This window comes from Burkholderia sp. Bp9142 (genome assembly GCF_003853415.1).
Taxonomy (GTDB): Bacteria; Pseudomonadota; Gammaproteobacteria; order Burkholderiales; family Burkholderiaceae; genus Burkholderia.
In genome coordinates this window covers 227,978-245,052 of sequence record NZ_QTPP01000005.1, presented here as the reverse complement: position 1 = coordinate 245,052, position 17,075 = coordinate 227,978, and the positions used below count along the sequence as shown (strand labels likewise).

At 64.0% G+C, this 17,075-nt stretch carries 14 protein-coding genes and 1 pseudogene; 6 read left to right on the top strand and 9 right to left on the bottom strand.

Annotated features, from left to right (window positions below; all coding sequences use genetic code 11):
* Positions 1-35: 35 nt before the first annotated feature.
* The 6 genes from wecC to DIE22_RS08370 all read right to left on the bottom strand — a co-directional run bounded on the left by wecC (position 36) and on the right by DIE22_RS08370 (position 7,194).
* Positions 36-1,349, bottom strand: coding sequence for a UDP-N-acetyl-D-mannosamine dehydrogenase (gene wecC / locus DIE22_RS08395; protein ID WP_260426628.1), 1,314 nt, complete (start codon positions 1,347-1,349; stop codon positions 36-38).
* 45 nt (positions 1,350-1,394) lie between these two features.
* Entirely contained in the window at positions 1,395-2,576 is a 1,182-nt protein-coding gene (gene wecB, locus DIE22_RS08390; RefSeq protein ID WP_124604851.1) for a non-hydrolyzing UDP-N-acetylglucosamine 2-epimerase, read from the bottom strand.
* A 135-nt stretch (positions 2,577-2,711) separates the two neighbouring features.
* On the bottom strand, positions 2,712-4,472 hold the full coding sequence (locus DIE22_RS08385; RefSeq protein WP_260426627.1) for a polysaccharide biosynthesis/export family protein: 1,761 nt from the start codon (positions 4,470-4,472) through the stop codon (positions 2,712-2,714).
* A 160-nt stretch (positions 4,473-4,632) separates the two neighbouring features.
* Positions 4,633-5,739, bottom strand: coding sequence for a lipopolysaccharide biosynthesis protein (locus DIE22_RS08380; protein ID WP_124604849.1), 1,107 nt, complete (start codon positions 5,737-5,739; stop codon positions 4,633-4,635).
* Positions 5,732-6,394 carry an ABC transporter ATP-binding protein gene (locus DIE22_RS08375; protein WP_124604848.1) on the bottom strand — a complete coding sequence of 221 codons (663 nt, stop codon included), beginning with the start codon at positions 6,392-6,394 and terminating at the stop codon, positions 5,732-5,734. Before DIE22_RS08375 ends, DIE22_RS08380 begins: the two co-directional genes overlap by 8 nt.
* Positions 6,391-7,194, bottom strand: a complete 804-nt coding sequence (locus tag DIE22_RS08370) for an ABC transporter permease (protein WP_124604847.1) — start codon at positions 7,192-7,194, stop codon at positions 6,391-6,393. Before DIE22_RS08370 ends, DIE22_RS08375 begins: the two co-directional genes overlap by 4 nt.
* A 330-nt stretch (positions 7,195-7,524) precedes the next feature.
* Between DIE22_RS08370 and DIE22_RS08365 the strand changes: the two genes are divergently transcribed.
* Complete coding sequence (locus DIE22_RS08365) at positions 7,525-8,337, top strand: mechanosensitive ion channel family protein (RefSeq protein WP_124498272.1); 813 nt, start codon at positions 7,525-7,527, stop codon at positions 8,335-8,337.
* Positions 8,338-8,413: 76 nt separating this feature from the next.
* On the opposite strand, the gene DIE22_RS08360 is transcribed toward DIE22_RS08365, so the two are convergent.
* The gene (locus DIE22_RS08360; protein WP_124498271.1) at positions 8,414-9,097 is read right to left on the bottom strand and encodes a DedA family protein; all 684 of its coding nucleotides are present in this window, start codon (positions 9,095-9,097) and stop codon (positions 8,414-8,416) included.
* 174 nt (positions 9,098-9,271) lie between these two features.
* Here DIE22_RS08360 and mutL point away from each other — a divergent pair, with 174 nt between their 5' ends.
* Both mutL and miaA read left to right on the top strand, forming a co-directional pair.
* Positions 9,272-11,257 (top strand): DNA mismatch repair endonuclease MutL, encoded by a 1,986-nt coding sequence (mutL, locus tag DIE22_RS08355; protein WP_124498270.1) that lies wholly within the window; start codon positions 9,272-9,274, stop codon positions 11,255-11,257.
* On the top strand, positions 11,254-12,228 hold the full coding sequence (miaA, locus tag DIE22_RS08350; RefSeq protein ID WP_124498269.1) for a tRNA (adenosine(37)-N6)-dimethylallyltransferase MiaA: 975 nt from the start codon (positions 11,254-11,256) through the stop codon (positions 12,226-12,228). Before mutL ends, miaA begins: the two co-directional genes overlap by 4 nt.
* Positions 12,229-12,279: 51 nt before the next feature.
* Here the strand turns inward: miaA and DIE22_RS08345 are convergent.
* Positions 12,280-12,679, bottom strand: a pseudogene (locus DIE22_RS08345) (YybH family protein).
* A 108-nt stretch (positions 12,680-12,787) separates the two neighbouring features.
* Positions 12,788-13,843 carry a phosphoribosylformylglycinamidine cyclo-ligase gene (gene purM, locus DIE22_RS08340; protein WP_057926698.1) on the bottom strand — a complete coding sequence of 352 codons (1,056 nt, stop codon included), beginning with the start codon at positions 13,841-13,843 and terminating at the stop codon, positions 12,788-12,790.
* A 247-nt stretch (positions 13,844-14,090) separates the two neighbouring features.
* Between purM and hda the strand changes: the two genes are divergently transcribed.
* The 3 genes from hda to pcnB are packed head-to-tail and all read left to right on the top strand — an operon-like array spanning position 14,091 to position 17,055.
* Entirely contained in the window at positions 14,091-14,825 is a 735-nt protein-coding gene (hda, locus tag DIE22_RS08335) for a DnaA regulatory inactivator Hda (RefSeq protein WP_006760485.1), read from the top strand.
* 11 nt (positions 14,826-14,836) lie between these two features.
* Complete coding sequence (locus DIE22_RS08330) at positions 14,837-15,514, top strand: HAD family phosphatase (RefSeq protein ID WP_124498266.1); 678 nt, start codon at positions 14,837-14,839, stop codon at positions 15,512-15,514.
* A gap of 5 nt (positions 15,515-15,519) precedes the next feature.
* The gene (pcnB, locus tag DIE22_RS08325; RefSeq protein WP_124498265.1) at positions 15,520-17,055 is read left to right on the top strand and encodes a polynucleotide adenylyltransferase PcnB; all 1,536 of its coding nucleotides are present in this window, start codon (positions 15,520-15,522) and stop codon (positions 17,053-17,055) included.
* The last annotated feature ends 20 nt before the right edge of the window (positions 17,056-17,075 follow it).

Below are 17,075 nucleotides of genomic sequence, written 5' to 3'. Positions count from 1 at the left end.
TCCTGCCTCATGAACGGAGCACTGACAGGCGCAATTCAACTCCAGATGCCCTTGGTATCAACGAGTCGCTGCGTTTCGCGCAGAGTCGGCTTGATCGCCTTGAATTGAGCGTGATCGACCAGCATGACGAGGACATCGGCGCGTGCCAGCGCTCTATCCACATCCATCAGTCTCGCCCCACCGAACTCGAGCTTCTCCGGAATCGCGTCGATATGCGGCTCCACAACAAGGATTTGCTCTGGATATGCGTCGGAGAGCTTGTGCGCGATATCGAGCGACGGGCTTTCTCGCAGATCATCAATATTCGGCTTGAAGGCAAGACCGAAGCACGCAATTCGGATGTCGCGCCGGGTCTTTCCGGCTTCGCACAGCCCATCGACCGCGGCGCGCACCTTGTCGATTACCCAGTGCGGCTTCGAGTCGTTCACTTCCCGAGCCTGTCGAATCAACTTCGCCTGGTCTGGCGTCTTGTTGACGATGAACCACGGATCGACCGCGATGCAGTGACCACCGACTCCCGGCCCGGGCTGGAGGATATTGACGCGCGGATGGTGATTCGCGATATTGACCAATTCCCACACATTGATGCCGAGCTTGTCGCAAATAAGTGAAAGCTCATTGGCAAACGCGATATTGACGTCACGAAATGCGTTTTCGGTCAGCTTCGACATCTCCGCCGTACGAGCATCCGTGACCACCAGTTGACCGCTGACGAACGTGCGGTAGACCTCTTGCGCACGTACCGCGGACAGCGGGTTGACGCCACCGATCACGCGATCGTTTTCGATCAGTTCACGAATGACCTGCCCGGGAAGGACCCGCTCGGGGCAATAGGCGACGTAAACATCGCACTCGCCCCCGTCCTTGTCAGGAAACACGAGGTCCGGGCGAGCGCGCGCCAGCCATTCCACCATCTGCTCGGTCGTACCGACCGGCGAGGTCGACTCGAGAATGACGATGTCTCCTTTCTTGAGAACCGGGGCAATCGACTCGCTGGCGGCCTTGACATACGACAGGTCGGGTTCGTAGTCGTCGCGAAACGGTGTCGGCACTGCGATCATGAAGGCGTCCGCGGCTTCAGGCCGGGTTGTCGCGCGAAGCCATCCCTCCTTCACTGCCGCGTGCACGACGATATCCAGCTCGGGCTCGACGATATGAATCTCGCCTCGATTGATCGTATCGACGGCATGCTGGTCGATGTCGACACCGACGACCTTGATTTTGCGCGACGCGAGCACGGCTGCGGTCGGAAGACCGATATATCCGAGTCCGATAACGGATATGGATTGAATGGTATTTTTCACTGAACGTCCTTGATGAGGTATGGAGGCGCGGCACCTGGTCGGCATGCCACACGAATCAGAGCTGACTGGTCGCACTTACCGTGTGCAGCATTACCCGGCGAACGCCCGAACCGAACCCTGAATCGAAGAGAACGACTTCGAATCGCTGCGGTCGCTTTCGCCGGCAAGGTGACGCACGATGCGCTCGCATGCGCGGCCGTCTCCGTACGGATTGTGTGCGCGTGCCATGTCCCCGTAGCGCTCCGCGTCATCAAGCAACTCGCGACAGGCTGCGACGATCCGTTCGCTTTGAGAGCCGACGAGTCGAACCGTACCGGCAGCAACGGCTTCGGGACGCTCCGTCGTGTCGCGCATGACAAGCACCGGCTTGCCGAGCGACGGCGCCTCCTCCTGAATCCCTCCCGAATCGGTCAGGATCAGCGTCGAACGCGACATCAGATAGACGAAGGGCAAATAATCCTGCGGACTCAGCAGATGGACGTTGGGCAGGCCCGACAGTATTTCCTCTGCCGGCTGCTTGACCTGCGGATTCAGGTGAACCGGATAGACGAAATCGACGTCCGCATAGTGCGCCGCCAGTTGACGGATCGCCTGACAGATATTCCGGATTCCTTCTCCGAAGTTCTCTCTGCGATGAGCCGTAACGAGCACCATGCGGCGCCCGTCTTCAAGCGTCGGAAATGCATCGCGCATCTGGCGCTGCAGGACCTGATCGTGCTCGAGCCTGCGCGTAACCGTCAGCAGCGCGTCGATCACGGTATTGCCCGTCACGATGATGTCCTCGTCGCGAACCCGTTCGGCGATGAGGTTCTCGCGCGACGCCTCGGTCGGCGCGAAATGAATGTCGGCGAGCTGGCCTGTCAGCTTCCGATTGCCCTCTTCAGGCCACGGCGAGTACATGTCGCCACTACGCAGCCCGGCTTCGACGTGCCCCACCTTGATCTTCAGATAGAACGCCGCCAGCGCGCTCGCGAACGTGGTCGTCGTATCGCCATGCACGAGCATATAGTCCGGCCGATACGACGCGAGAACGGGCGTGATTTCGTTCACGATGTCGCACGTGATCGACTGAAGCGTTTGCCCCGCCTTCATCAGGTTCAGGTCGTAATCCGGCTTTATCTCAAAAAGGTCGAGTACCTGATCCAGCATTTGCCGGTGCTGTGCGGTGACGCATACGCGACAATCCACGCCCGGCATCCCCCTAAGCGCGTGTACCAGCGGCGCCATCTTGATCGCCTCCGGCCGCGTGCCAAACACGGTCAGAATTTTCATGATAATTATCGTTGCTATTATTTTACGAGCCCCCGAAGGAGCAATCTGCCGGTGCGCTCGTGCCAACGAACCGCCCGCGGCCCTCTCGGTGTCACATGACGCGCTCTCTACGCGTCATGTGACGTGCTGCAACCATCACCAGAAGATCAGCTTCGCCGCCACTGCCATCTGATACAGGATCTGCGTGATCCCGCGCGTGATCTCGATACTCTTCGACTTCACCTTCGGCAACACCATGAGCTCATCGCCGGTCTCGACCTTCGTACCGCTGTCGGCCAGTTCGGCCTTGCCGTTCTGATGAATCACGATGATCTTGCTGTTGTCGGCCTTCTGCGTGTATCCGCCGACGTGCGCGACATAGTCACTTGCCGTCATGCCCGATTGCCATTCAACCGCGTTCGGGAAAAGCACCTCTCCATGCACCATGACGACACTGGTTCTTTCGGGGATGTTGATGACATCGCCGTCCTCGAGAATCACGTTGCCCATCGTCTGCTCGTTGAGTACGACCTGCCCCTTGAACTCGGTCTTGCTCGCGAGCGCAGCAAACTTCGTGATGTTCTCGGCTTCCTTCGAGCGCAGATTGGCCTCCTCGCTCGTGGCGGACGGCGCGGACAACGCCGCCTCCTGAAGCTTTTGCAGTTCGACACCCAGCATTTCCTTTTGCCGGTCCGCGACCGACTTGCGGAACAACTGGGCCTCGTCCACCCGTGACAGCGGATTGGCGCGAATCCGGCCCAGCACCTGCGCCATCGTCGAACCATACGGGAGCACCAATGCGTGCTCTCCGGAATGGGCCCCCTCGACACGCACCTGAATCGTGCCGGCGTAGCGATCCGAGGTGACCATGAGCTGATCGCCGTCGTTGAGCCTCACGTTCGACGCGTTCGAAATGGCGTAATACTCGGTGGTCCGCTCGGTGCCCTGGCGGCGCACGATACTGACATGCGTTGCGCCCGGTTTCGGACGCGCGACTGCAAGCGCCTGCTGCAGCGTAATGACCGGCGTGGCGAATTCGAAGTCGTATGCGTTGTAGACCTCGCCTCGTACCGTGAAGACGTGTTCGCGCGGTCCGACGACGATCACGTCACCGTCGCCCAGTTGCAACTGATCGATCTCGCCATTCAACAAGAAGTCGTACAGGTTGAAGCGCTTGCGCACCACCCCGCCGCGCTTGACCATCACGTCGACATAGCTGCCCCGGTCAACGTCGACGCCACCGGCCTTGTCGAGGTAGGACAGGATGCTTTCCGACGCGATGCCGCCATACATGCCCGGCTGCTTGACATATCCCGTGACGAACACCTTCACCGGTTGCGCGACGTCAAGGCTGGCATAGACGTTCACGTTTGCCTTGTAGACCTTGCGCACTTCATTCAGCACACGCGCGTTCAGATCGGCATTCCGGACACCCGCGACCGTGACTGGCCCGACATTCGGCACGAAGATATTTCCTTGCGGATCGACGGTCAGCTGGCCGTCGAATGCAAAAGCACCCCACATCCGCAGCGTAACGGCATCTCCAATGCTGACCTGATAACCCGGATTGAATCCCGTCCCCCGGCTGTTGTGGAATGTTCCGCCAAACAATTGAGAGCCGAACATGCTGTTCGGCGCCTGCGGGGCGACACTCACGTCGACCGGACTCGGAGCCGTACCTCCCGGCCCGCCTTGCTGACGCGACACCTTGACGCCTTGAAGCATCATCGCCCCGGCCGCTACGTCGGCGGGGTTATACCCGAAACCAGTCGAAGCGCCACCGTGCTGTCCGCCGTCAGCAGCAGCCTTGGACGACGTCGAGCCACTATCGCTGTCGGTTCCGGAGAGCCCGAACAGCGCATCGTTGAACCCGGCCCAACCCGCCGTGCTCGCGACGCCCAAAATCAGGGCAACCAATGCCTTTCGGCCTCTTGATAGATTGATCATCTCAATATTTGCATTCGTCGATGCCTGTTTGCATTCGCCACCCCGTCAATGGCAACGACTCTGTACCAGCCATTCAAGTTCGTGCGCGCTGCCACCCCGATACGAAATCCCGGCAGCAGTCGCATCCGTTTTACGTCCGGTGATCTTCGACAATCGCTTGCGCCAGTCTCACGACGCCGAACAACAGCAACAGTCCAACAACAAGGGACATCATGATGTGAAGCTTGCGCGGGTACTCGGCCTCTTCCGGGAGGTTGGGCGTCACGATCACGGACAGGCTCTTTGCCTTGTGTCCCGATTCGATCCGGGCCTTTTCGAAAGTCGACAGCGATACCTTGTACAGGTCGGTCGCGAACTGGAGACGGGACTTGAGTTCCGCATACTGCGCCGCCGTACGGTTCATCTTGCCGTCGCCCGGTGCACTGAGCTTGGCCCGCTCGACGGCAATCTGCGCGACCAGCGCCGATAACGCGTTACGCTTGGCTACGACCGGCGGCGCGTCGTCATTCATGTACGTCTGCAGGTTGCGCAATTCCGCTTCGAGTTCAGCCTGCTTCGACTGCATTTCGACCACCATGCGCCCGCCAGCTTCGGCACTCGCCGTCGGGTCCAGCATGCCGGTCTTGTTCTCGAATGCGATCACCGCATCGCGTGCCGTCTTGACTTCGTCATACGAGCGGTCGATTTCCTCACGCGCAAAAAGCATGTCGTTGCGCGAAATGCGATGCGACAACTCGTTCAGGAAAGTTTCGCTTTCGCTCAGCAACGCTCGATTGAACGTCTGCGCGAAAGCCGGCGACAAGCCTTGTGTCCGAATCGTCAAAAGCCCCGTCTTGTCGTCTACGTCAACGCTGACACGCCGCAGGTAGTACTTCAGCGCTTCCTCGCGCGTGGCGTGCGGCGAAAGCCGGTTGAGCAGGTCGAGTCCGACATGGCCGAACGCTTCCTTCAGGTTCAGCCGCGCATCCACCTTCGCCAGCATGTCCGGCGATTCGATGTACTGCTTGAGCACGACCGCGTCATCGCGCGCCGATGCATCCCCGCCCCCTCCAAGCAGTGCCTGGATATTCAGCCCCGTGCCGACGGAACGCCCGGAGTCCTTGACCAGCACCTGCGATTCACTCACGTAGCGATCCCGGGAAACCAGCCCCAGGTACAACCCGCAAAGGACGAGCGGCACCGCGACGAGCGCTACCTGCAGCCGATGTCCACGCAGCTTCCCCAACCAATCAGACATTGTTTTCTTGCTTGTAAACTTCGATTGCCTCATTCACGTCGGGGTAGTACGTGACCTTCCCGTTGCCGATCAGCAATCCGACATCGCAGACTCGACTCACCTCGTCGAGGCCATGCGACACAAAAATGAACTGGCTGACGGCGCGCCTGGCCATCATCAATGCCTCGCTTTTTTTTCTGAAAACGGCATCACCGACCGCCGTCACTTCGTCAATCACGTAGTAATCGAAGTCGAACGCCATCGACAACCCAAAGCCCAATCGCGCTCGCATGCCGGTGGAGTAGCTGCGGATCGGCATGTCGAAGAACTTGCCGAGTTCGCAGAAGTCGGCGACAAACTGCACCTTTTCCGCCAGTTCGCCCTTGCTCGCGTACAGGCGCGCGACGAACTTGACGTTCTCGCGTCCCGTCATGCTGCTTTGAAATCCGTTCGCGAGGCCGACCGGCCACGAAATGCGCCTGTTCGTCACCACCCGGCCGCGATCGGGCCGATCGATACCGCCGATGATGCTGAGCAGCGTGCTCTTGCCGGCGCCATTACGTCCGATCAAACCAATACTTTTCCCCGATGGCACTTCGACATTGACGTCCTTGAATACGTAATGTCGACCGGACGGGGTTTTGTACGATTTGGTTAGATTCTCGAGTCGGATCATGATCGCAGCAGGGATGGTTCACGGGCCTTGTACAGGGCCAAGCCGGCAAATAGAACGACCAGTGCGCAGAACGCCGGATATGCAAGACCGACGTTTTCGACCGCGTATGCCGGCACGATCGTATGCCGCAATAACTCGAGAATATGAACGAGAGGATTCCACAGCACCCAGCCACGGTATTCCGCCGGAATGGTCGTCAGCGGATACATCACCGCACTGGTGAAATAAAGGGGACGCATGAACAACGGGATGACCTTCTCGCTGACCGGGAACTCATGACCGATAACCATGAAGATGATCCCAATACCCAGCCCGAGTATCGCAAGTACCGCCCAAATTCCGGCGAGTTCCGGAATATCACCCAACTGAACCGGCTGCCCGCCGAGCCCGAGAATAACCAGCAATACAACCAGTACGACAGCGCTGATAATGCATTCGAGACCCGCACGCGCGATCAATGTGTCCAGCGGGTGCACCGGACGATAGCTCAGCAATCCCAGGTTGGCCTCCAGCGCGTTCAACGATCGCAGGGCGATGTTGATGAACATGAAGTACGGCACCAGGCCGCAGATGAGAAATACCGGAAACGAAATACCGGGCATTGTATGTTTCGCAATCAATCCGAGGATTGCGAACAACACGAGCATGTGAACGATGGGCTCCAGAAACACCCACAGATACCCGAGCCGATGCTTGCCGAACCGAGTCTTCAGTTCGCGCAAAAACAATGCATAAACGACTCTTCGCTGAATAGCGAATGCTTCGCCCAGCCTGGAATCTCCGTTTGGCGGCTCTGCCATACCCAACCCCGGTTCAACTTTTATCGTTTGCGCCCCGCGTGCGGTGAACTCTTTTGTCCAACGCTCCTGAATTTTTAAATCACCTCAATCTACCGAGGCGCCGCATTGTACCAGCTTACATCCAAGAAAACTTCATTACGCTTAAACCTGTTAACGCTTCTATACATGCTTTCGATTTGCGCAACGAATCTGCTGCCGCAGTAAAAAAATACCGCCCCTTCGTCGCGCAATGCAGATCCGGAAGTTATTGCCGTCGAGCCTGTAAAATCCGGTAACAATCAGACCAAATTCCCCTTTAAACTGCCGGATTCACGTAACCGCGGAGCCCCCATGCCGAACCTAGCCACCGCCCAGCAATTCCTGATGACCCGCGGCCTCGACTTCGGCCTCAACCTCCTCGCCGCGATCGTCCTGTGGTTCATCGGCCGCTGGGCGATCCGCATCGCCACCCGCCTGCTCGGCAAGGTCGTGCGCCGCAGCGGCAAGGTCGACCCGACGCTAACCGACTACCTGACCTCGGTCGTCAGCGTGCTGCTGACGATCCTGCTGATCCTCGCGATCCTGCAGATCTTCGGCGTGCAGACCACGTCGTTCGCCGCGCTGCTCGCGGGCCTCGGCCTCGCGATCGGCACCGCCTGGGGCGGCCTGCTCGCACACTTTGCCGCCGGCGTGTTCATGCAGGTGCTGCGCCCGTTCAAGATCGGCGACGTGATCAGCGCGGGCGGCGTCACGGGCACCGTGAAGGAACTCGGCCTGTTCGGCACGACGATCATCACGCCCGACAACATCGTGACGATCGTCGGCAACAACAAGATCTTCTCGGACAACATCGCGAACTACAGCGCGACGCCGCATCGCCGCGTCGACCTGACCGCGAAGATCGCGAACAGCGTCGACGCGGTCGATGCGATCAACCGCCTGAAGACGCAGATCCAGTTGATCCCGAACGTGATGAAAGTGCCGGCGCCGGACGTCGGCGTGCTGCAGTTCACGCCGGAAGGCCCGCTGTTGTTCGTGCGCCCGTCGACGCAGCCGGAGAACTACTGGCAGGTGTACTGCGATACCAACCGCGTGATCCTCGAGACGTTCCGCGACGCGCAATACCCGACGCCCGAAACGCCGATCTCGCATCGCAATACCTGAACCGCACGGACGAAAAAAAAGCGTGGCAGCTCACAGCCGCCACGCTTTTATTGCGAAGAAACGAAACCGTGCCGGCTCAGCGCCCGCCCGTCTTCGGCGCATTATCCGAGCGCCGCCCGCGCACCAGCTTCCACAGCGCGCCGAACGCGACCGGCACGATCGCCGCGCCGATCCCCACCAGCACGATCACGTTCAAATACTGGCGAATGAACGGGATATTGCCGAAGAAGTAGCCGAGCAGCACCAGCAGCAGCACCCAGACCAGCGCGCCGATCACGTTGAACAGCTGGAAGCGCGCGAAGCTCATCGACGACGCGCCGGCCACGAACGGTGCAAACGTGCGCACGACCGGGATGAAGCGCGCGAGCACGATCGTCTTGCCGCCGTGGTTGTCGTAGAACGAGTGGGTCTTCTCCAGCGCCGCGCGGTCAAGGAAGCGCTCGAGCACCGGGATATGGGTATTGAACACCTTCGGGCCGATCCAGCGGCCGATCACGTAGTTCACGGTGTTGCCGGCAATCGCCGCGACGAGCAGCAGCACGATCAGCGCGCCGACATTCATGTCGCCCGTCGCCGCGAACGCGCCGCCGATGAACAGCAGCGAATCGCCGGGCAGGAACGGCAACACGACGAGCCCCGTCTCGCAGAACACGATCAGGAACAACACCAGATATACCCACGCGCCGTATTGCCGGATGAAGTCGCCGAGGAACGCGTCGATATGCAGGACCAGGTTGACGAAATGAAGCAGCGTATCCAAATGCGATTCCTCGAAGGCGAAAAGGCCGGAACGGCCGGAGAATGCGGAAGCGCACCACCGGACAAGGCGGTGCGCGAGACGCAGTCATCATACCGAAAGTCCCTTAAGGCTCCGTGAAAAAGCGTAACCGACCACGGCGCCGGCACTCGCCCGCCGCCTCGCTATAATTCGGCCATGTCCGACATCACCGAAACGGCCGCGGGCGCCGTGCCCGCCCCCGCTCCGCGCCCGCTGCGCGCGATCCAGCCCCTGCCCGACCAGCTGATCAGCCAGATCGCCGCCGGCGAGGTCGTCGAACGCCCGGCGTCGGTCGTCAAGGAACTGCTCGAGAACGCGATGGACGCCGGCGCGACGACGCTGCGCATCGTGCTCGAGGAAGGCGGCGTCAAGCGCATCTCGATCACCGACGACGGCTGCGGGATTCCGCCCGGCGAGTTGCCGCTCGCGCTGATGCGCCACGCGACGAGCAAGATCCGCTCGCTCGAGGAGCTCGAGGCGGTCGCGACGCTCGGGTTCCGCGGCGAAGCGCTCGCGTCGATCGCGTCGGTGGCCGAGATGTCGATCACGAGCCGCACAGCCGACGTCGCGCATGCGACGAAGATCGACGCGACCACGGGCGCGCTGTCGCCGGCCGCCGGCGCGGTCGGCACGACGATCGAGGTGCGCGAGCTGTACTTCAACACGCCCGCGCGCCGCAAGTTCCTGAAAAGCGAGCAGACGGAGTTCGGCCACTGCCTCGAAATGATCCGCCGCGCGGCGCTCGCGCGGCCGGACGTCGCGATCTCGGTGCTGCACAACGGCAAGGCCGTCGAGCACTGGAACGCGACCGAGCCCGCGCAGCGCGTCGCGAAGATCCTCGGCGACGGCTTCGCGACCGCGCACCTGCCGCTCGACGAGCAGGCCGGGCCGCTCGCCGTCTACGGCTGCGCGGGCCTGCCGACCGCGAGCCGCGGCCGCGCGGACCAGCAATACTTCTTCGTCAACGGCCGCTTCGTGCGCGACAAGCTGCTCACGCACGCGGTGCGCGCGGCGTACGAGGACGTGCTGCACGGCGACCGCTACCCGTCGTACGTGCTGTTCCTCGACCTGCCGCCCGAAGCGGTCGACGTGAACGTGCACCCGTCGAAGATCGAAGTGCGCTTCCGCGATTCGCGCTCGATCCACCAGTACGTCTTCCACGCGGTGCAGCGCGCACTCGCGCGCCATGCCGGCGCGTCGCCGGAAACCACCGCGGGTGGCCATGCCGCGCAACTCTCACCGGCGCCGGGCGGTCCCACGTCGTTCCTGAATACGCCGCTTGGCCAGGGCGCGGCCGCCGGCACGGGCGGCAGCGGTTTCTCGTCGCCGTCGTCGCCATCGTCGGCGGGCAACACGTGGATGCGCCAGGCACGCATGACGCAAGGCACGCTGCCGGTCGCGCAGCCGCTCGCCCTCTACGACGCGCTGTTCGGCCGCAAGGACACGGGCGCGGGCACGCCGGACGGCGCGACGATCGTCGCGCGCGATGCGGCGGATGCACCGGTCGCGCCGCTGCCGGGTTTCACGGCGACCCCGCTCGCTGCCGGCGCGCACGACGAGCAGCCGCTCGGCTTCGCGCTTGGCCAGATCCACGGGATCTACGTGCTCGCGCAGAACGCGCACGGCCTTGTGATCGTCGACATGCACGCGGCGCACGAACGGATCCTGTACGAACAGTTCAAGAACGCGCTGGCCGACCGCACGGTCGCCGTGCAGTCGCTGCTGCTGCCGATATCGATGACGGCGACGCCGGTCGAGATCGGCACGGTCGAGGAAGAACGCGACACGCTCGAATCGCTCGGCTTCGACCTCGCGGTGCTGTCGCCGACGACGCTCGCGATCCGCGCGGTGCCCGCGCTGCTGAAGGACGCAGACCTTCAATCGCTCGCACGCGCCGTGCTCGCCGACCTGCACGCGTTCGGCGGCTCGCGCGTGCTCACCGAGCGCCAGCACGAACTGCTCGGCACGCTCGCGTGTCACCACGCGGTGCGCGCAAACCGGCGCCTGACGCTCGACGAGATGAACGCGCTGCTGCGCCAGATGGAAGCGACCGAACGCGCGGATCAATGCAATCACGGCCGGCCGACGTGGTATCAGCTCACGCTGAACGATCTCGACCGCCTCTTCATGCGCGGGCAATGAGCGCTTCACTGCAATCCCCGCCAACGACGATCGCCTGCCTGCTCGGCCCCACCGCGTCGGGCAAGACGGCCGCCGCACTGGCGCTCGCCGCGCGCCGTCCGATCGAGATCGTCAGCGTCGATTCGGCGCTCGTCTACCGCGACATGGATATCGGCACCGCGAAACCGACGCGCGACGAGCGCGCGAGCGTGCCGCACCACCTGATCGACATCATCGACCCGGCCGATGCGTATTCGGCGGCCGAATTCCGCGCGGACGCGCTGCGCCTGATCGGCGAGATCGCCGCGCGCGGCCGCACGCCGCTGCTCGCGGGCGGCACGATGCTGTACTACAAGGCGCTGACGCAGGGTCTCAACGACCTGCCGACCGCCGATCCGGCCGTGCGCGCGGCGCTCGACGCCGACGCCGCGCGCGACGGCTGGCCCGCCCTGCATGCACGGCTCGCGCAGGTCGACCCCGCGACGGCCGCGCGGCTCGCGCCGAACGATTCGCAGCGGATCCAGCGGGCGCTCGAAGTGTTCCTGTTGAGCGGTCAGCCGATGTCGGTGCTGCTCGCCGCGCCGCGGCGCGCGGACGACGAGGCCGCCGCGTACCGCTTCGTTCCGGTCGCGCTCGAACCGTCGGACCGCGCGGTGCTGCACGCGCGCATCGCCCAACGCTTCGACGCGATGCTCGACGCGGGCTTCATCGACGAGGTCGAACGGCTGCGCCGCCGCGAGGATCTGCATCTCGGCCTGCCGTCGATGCGCTGCGTCGGCTACCGGCAGGCATGGGAATTCCTCGACGGCGACACCGACTACCGGACCATGCGCGACAAGGGCATCTTCGCGACGCGCCAGCTGTGCAAACGGCAGATCACGTGGCTGCGCGCGATGCCGGAGCGGCTCGTCGTCGACTGCGTCGCGCCGGATTCGACGGCGCAGGCACTCGACACGCTCGAACGCGTGCTGGACGACCGCCTGCCGGCCTGATTCCCCGCATACGGTCCGGCCAGCCGCCCGGAAGCACTCACGCGGCCGCGCTCAGTGCGCGAGCGTCACGAGATTCGCGTCGCGCGTGAGCTGCCGGCGGCCATCCCGCTTGCGGAAGATCGTCAGCGTGTGGCCGGAGCGGCGCACGGTGTCGCCCCCCCCCCGGCGGCGTCACGTCGATCTCGAGGAAATTGCGCAAGTACGCCCAGTCGCCCATCACACGCAGTTCGTCGATCCGGTAACGGCCGTCGACCTTCGGCCCGTTGCCCGTCGCCGCGTTCGCGTCGCGCGACGCGGCCGCGAACGCCGCCTTGTCGAACGGCGGCTTGCCGGCCACCATGAAAATCGCGTCGTCGGCGATCAGGTCGAGCACGGTCGCCAGATCGCCGCGCCGGCTCGACACGAACCAGGTTTCCACCAGGTCGCGAATCGCGCGTTCGTCTTCGGTCATCGTCGCTCCTCCTTCGGCGGCGTGCCGCTACGCCAGGCCGCGCCAGAAAAAAAAGCCGCCCGGATCGACTCCGGGCGGCTTTCCTTGCTGCATCCTGCCTGCGGTGCGTCAGACCACGACCGTCTGCGCCTCGCCTTCACGGCTCGCACGCACGGTGCCGATCTTCCACACCTGTTCGCCGGCGGCCGTCAGGTCGGCGATCGCCGCGTCTGCGTCCGCCGCCGACACGATCACGGCCATCCCGATCCCGCAGTTGAACACGCGGTGCATTTCCGCGTCGGCGACGCCGCCGTGCTCCTGCAGCCACTTGAACAGCGGCGGCAGCGGCCATGCGTTCTGGTCGAGCTCGGCCGTGAGGCCTTCGCGCAGCACGCGCGGAATGTTCTCGACGAGGCCGCCGCCGGTGATGTGGGCCATGCCCTTCACCGACAGCTTCTGCATCAGCGCGAGCAGCGGCTTCACGTAGATGCGCGTCGGCGCCATCAGCGTGTCGGCCAGCGAGCGGCCGTGGAAATCGGCCGACAGATCGGGGTTCGCGCGCTCGATGATCTTGCGCACGAGCGAGAAGCCGTTCGAGTGGATGCCGCTCGACGCGAGGCCGAGCACGACATCGCCTTCGGCGATCGTGCTGCCGTCGATGATCTTGCTCTTCTCGACCGCGCCGACCGCGAAACCGGCCAGGTCGTATTCGCCGTCCGGGTACATGCCCGGCATTTCGGCCGTTTCACCGCCGATCAGCGCGCATCCCGACAGTTCACAGCCGTGCGCGATGCCCTTGACGACCGTGGCGGCCGTGTCGACGTCGAGCTTGCCGCACGCGAAGTAGTCGAGGAAGAACAGCGGCTCGGCACCCTGCACGAGGATGTCGTTCACGCTCATCGCGACGAGATCCTGGCCGACGGTGTCGTGTTTGTTCAGATGAAAGGCCAGCTTGAGCTTGGTGCCCACGCCGTCGGTGCCCGACACGAGCACCGGCTCCTTGTACTTCTTCGGCACTTCGAACAGCGCGCCGAACCCGCCGATGCCGCCGAGCACGCCGTCGCGCAGGGTTTTCTTCGCAAAAGGCTTGATCTTGTCGATGAGCGCGTCGCCCGCGTCGATGTCGACGCCTGCGTCGCGGTAGGACAGACCCTGAGCGTCGGGAGCGGATTTCGGAGGATTCATGGGGGAATGCGAGAAGGTCGGTAAAATGCGATTTTACCCGAAGCCGGCCCGTTGGCCGGAATTCCCAGCACCGAATCGTCAGGGATTGCATCTTGGTCGACACGTCCCCGTTTTCTTCGCTACGCGAGCCGCGCCGGAACCCGCGCGCCGCCGTGCGTGCGGCCGCGTGTGCAGGCACCGGAGCAGCCCCCCGCGCGTGCCCGGCGTTCGGCGCGCGCTTCATCAACCGACCCGCATTGTGACTGTTGTGTCCCGTCAACTGACGCTCGATCTCGGCACGCCGCCGCCGGCCACGTTCGACAACTTCATCATGAACGAGGAGAACGACGAGCTCATCTCGCGGCTCCAGAAGCTCGACCTCGCGCTCGCGGCGGGGCCCGTGCCGGACCGGTCGTTCTACATCTGGGGCGAGCCCGGCAGCGGCCGCACCCACCTGCTGCAGGCGCTCGTGAGCGATGCGTCGTACGGCTACGCGCGCTACCTGACGCCGCAGAGCCCGCTCGGCGCGTTCACGTTCGACCCGCGCATCGGCATCTACGCGATCGACGACTGCGACCGGATGAGCGACACGCAGCAGGTCGCGCTGTTCAACCTGTTCAACGAGGTCCGCGCGCACCCGTCGAGCGCGTTCGTCGCGGCAGGCCCCGCGGCGCCGCTCGCGCTCGACGTGCGCGAGGATCTGCGCACGCGCCTCGGCTGGGGGCTCGTGTTCCACCTGTCGCCGCCGTCCGACGCCGGCAAGATCGCCGTGCTGAAACTGGCGGCGAAGGAGCGCGGGATCGCGCTCACCGACGACATCGCCGCGTACCTGCTGACCCATTTCCGCCGCGACATGCCGAGCCTGATGGCGCTGCTCGACGCGCTCGACCGCTTCTCGCTCGAGCAGAAACGCGCCGTCACGCTGCCGCTGCTGCGCCGGATGCTGGCCCGCCCCGGCGACGACATCGCACCACCGGGCACAGGCCCGAACCGCTTCGAGTAAAATGCCCTTCCATGACTAATCTGGCACTCTTTGACCTCGATCACACGCTGATCCCGACCGATAGCGACCACGAATGGGGCCGCTTCATGGTGAAGCTCGGCATCGTCGACGCGGAAAGCTTCTCGCGTCAGAACGATCAGTTCTTCGCCGACTACAAGGCCGGCAAGCTCGACATCCATGCGTACCTGTGCGCGATGCTCACGCCGCTCGCGAAGTATTCGCGCGCGCAGCTCGCGCAATGGCACGAGCAATACATGCACGAGGTGATCCGCCCCGCGATGACGCCCGCCGCGCTCGAGCTCGTGCGCAAGCACCTCGATGCCGGCGACCTGTGCTGCGTCGTGACCGCGACCAACGAATTCATCACGCGTCCGATCGCGACCGCGTTCGGCGTCGACACGCTGATCGCGTGCGAGGTCGAAACGACCGACGGGCACCCCGACTCGCCGTACACGGGCCGGCCGACCGGCACGCCGAGCTATCGCGAAGGCAAGATCGTGCGCACCGAAGCATGGCTCGCGTCGCTCGGCAAGCACTGGGACGACTTCGAACACAGCTACTTCTACAGCGACTCGCACAACGACATCCCGTTGCTCGAGAAAGTCACCGACCCGATCGCGACCAACCCCGACGACACGCTGCGTGCGCATGCAAGCGACCGCGGCTGGCGCATCCTCGATCTTTTCTGAACGTCGTGATCAAAAAATTCATTCGCAAGCTGCTCGGCCAGGACGGCGCCGAACAAACGTCGCCCGTCGAGGCGCCCGCCGCCGACACGGCCCCTGCCTCGCGCCCCGCAAAGGGCAGCCGCGGCGCGAGCGCCAAAAAGCCGCGCGGCAATCACGAACCGACCGTCGTGCCGGCCAGCGTGCACCGGATCGACCCGTCGCTGATCTCGAAGAACGCGGTGCGCGTGACCGACACGCTGCAGCAGGCGGGCTTTCGCGCATTCATCGTCGGCGGCGCGGTGCGCGACCTGCTGCTCGGCATCGCGCCGAAGGACTTCGACGTCGCGACCGACGCGACGCCGACCGAGGTGCAGCGCCTGTTCCGCCGTGCACGCCTGATCGGCCGCCGCTTCCAGATCGTCCACGTGCAGTTCGGCCAGGAACTGATCGAGGTGTCGACGTTCCGCGCGCTGGTCGACGCCCCGCCCGAAGCCGCCGCGGCCGAGCCGCCGAAACGCCTGAAGCGCGACGAGCTCGACCGCCGCACGCACGCGGTGGACGCGAGCGGCCGCGTGCTGCGCGACAACGTGTGGGGCGAGCAGCACGAAGACGCCGCGCGCCGCGACTTCACGATCAACGCGATGTACTACGACCCGTCGACGCAGACGGTGCTCGACTACCACGACGGGATGGCCGACGTGCGCGCCCGCCTGCTGCGGATGATCGGCGACCCGGCCACGCGCTATCGCGAGGATCCGGTGCGGATGCTGCGCGTCGTGCGCTTCGCGGCGAAGCTCGGCTTCGAGATCGAGCCGCACACGCGCGAGCCGATCAACGCGCTCGCCGACCTGATCAACAACGTGCCGGCCGCGCGCCTGTTCGACGAAATGCTGAAGCTGCTGCTGTCGGGCCATGCGCTCGCGTGCCTGAAGCAGCTTCGCAAGGAAGGCCTGCACCACGGGCTGCTGCCGCTCCTCGACGTGGTGCTGGAACAGCCGCAGGGCGAGAAGTTCATCACGCTCGCGCTGAACAACACCGATGCGCGCGTGCGCGCCGGCAAGCCGGTGTCGCCGGGCTTCCTGTTCGCGACGCTGCTGTGGCACGACATGCGCCAGCGCTTCGAGCAATACACGGCCGAAGGCGAAATCCCGGTGCCGGCGCTCCATCGCGCGATGGACGACGTGCTCGACATGCAGACCGAGAAGCTCGCGATCCACAAGCGCTATTCGGCCGACATGCGCGAGATCTGGGGCCTGCAGCTGCGCCTGGAAAAACGCTCGGGCCGCAGCGCGATGCGGCTGCTGGAACACCAAAGGTTTAGAGCGGGGTATGATTTCCTCCTGTTACGCTGCGAATCCGGCGAGCTCGATGCGGAAGTCGGACAGTGGTGGACGGATTTCATCGAAGGCGACGCAGCCGCCCGCGAGGCCCTGCTCACGCAGGGCGGCTCGAAGGAAAAATCGCCCCGCAAGCGGCGCCGCCGCGGCGGTGCGCGAAACCGCAAGCCGGGCGAAGGCGCAGCCGAGCAGGCGCCGGACACCGCAGGCGGTTCCGACGACTGACGCGCTCGGCGGCGAACGAC

Excerpts from the sequence above, each read along its gene's own strand:
- wecC (WP_260426628.1), bottom strand. The coding sequence starts at position 1,349 with ATGCCGACCAGGTGCCGCGCCTCCATACCTCATCAAGGACGTTCAGTG.
- wecB (WP_124604851.1), bottom strand. The coding sequence starts at position 2,576 with ATGAAAATTCTGACCGTGTTTGGCACGCGGCCGGAGGCGATCAAGATG.
- DIE22_RS08380 (WP_124604849.1), bottom strand. The coding sequence starts at position 5,739 with ATGTCTGATTGGTTGGGGAAGCTGCGTGGACATCGGCTGCAGGTAGCG.
- DIE22_RS08375 (WP_124604848.1), bottom strand. The coding sequence starts at position 6,394 with ATGATCCGACTCGAGAATCTAACCAAATCGTACAAAACCCCGTCCGGT.
- DIE22_RS08370 (WP_124604847.1), bottom strand. The coding sequence starts at position 7,194 with ATGGCAGAGCCGCCAAACGGAGATTCCAGGCTGGGCGAAGCATTCGCT.
- DIE22_RS08365 (WP_124498272.1), top strand. The coding sequence starts at position 7,525 with ATGCCGAACCTAGCCACCGCCCAGCAATTCCTGATGACCCGCGGCCTC.
- mutL (WP_124498270.1), top strand. The coding sequence starts at position 9,272 with ATGTCCGACATCACCGAAACGGCCGCGGGCGCCGTGCCCGCCCCCGCT.
- miaA (WP_124498269.1), top strand. The coding sequence starts at position 11,254 with ATGAGCGCTTCACTGCAATCCCCGCCAACGACGATCGCCTGCCTGCTC.
- purM (WP_057926698.1), bottom strand. The coding sequence starts at position 13,843 with ATGAATCCTCCGAAATCCGCTCCCGACGCTCAGGGTCTGTCCTACCGC.
- DIE22_RS08330 (WP_124498266.1), top strand. The coding sequence starts at position 14,837 with ATGACTAATCTGGCACTCTTTGACCTCGATCACACGCTGATCCCGACC.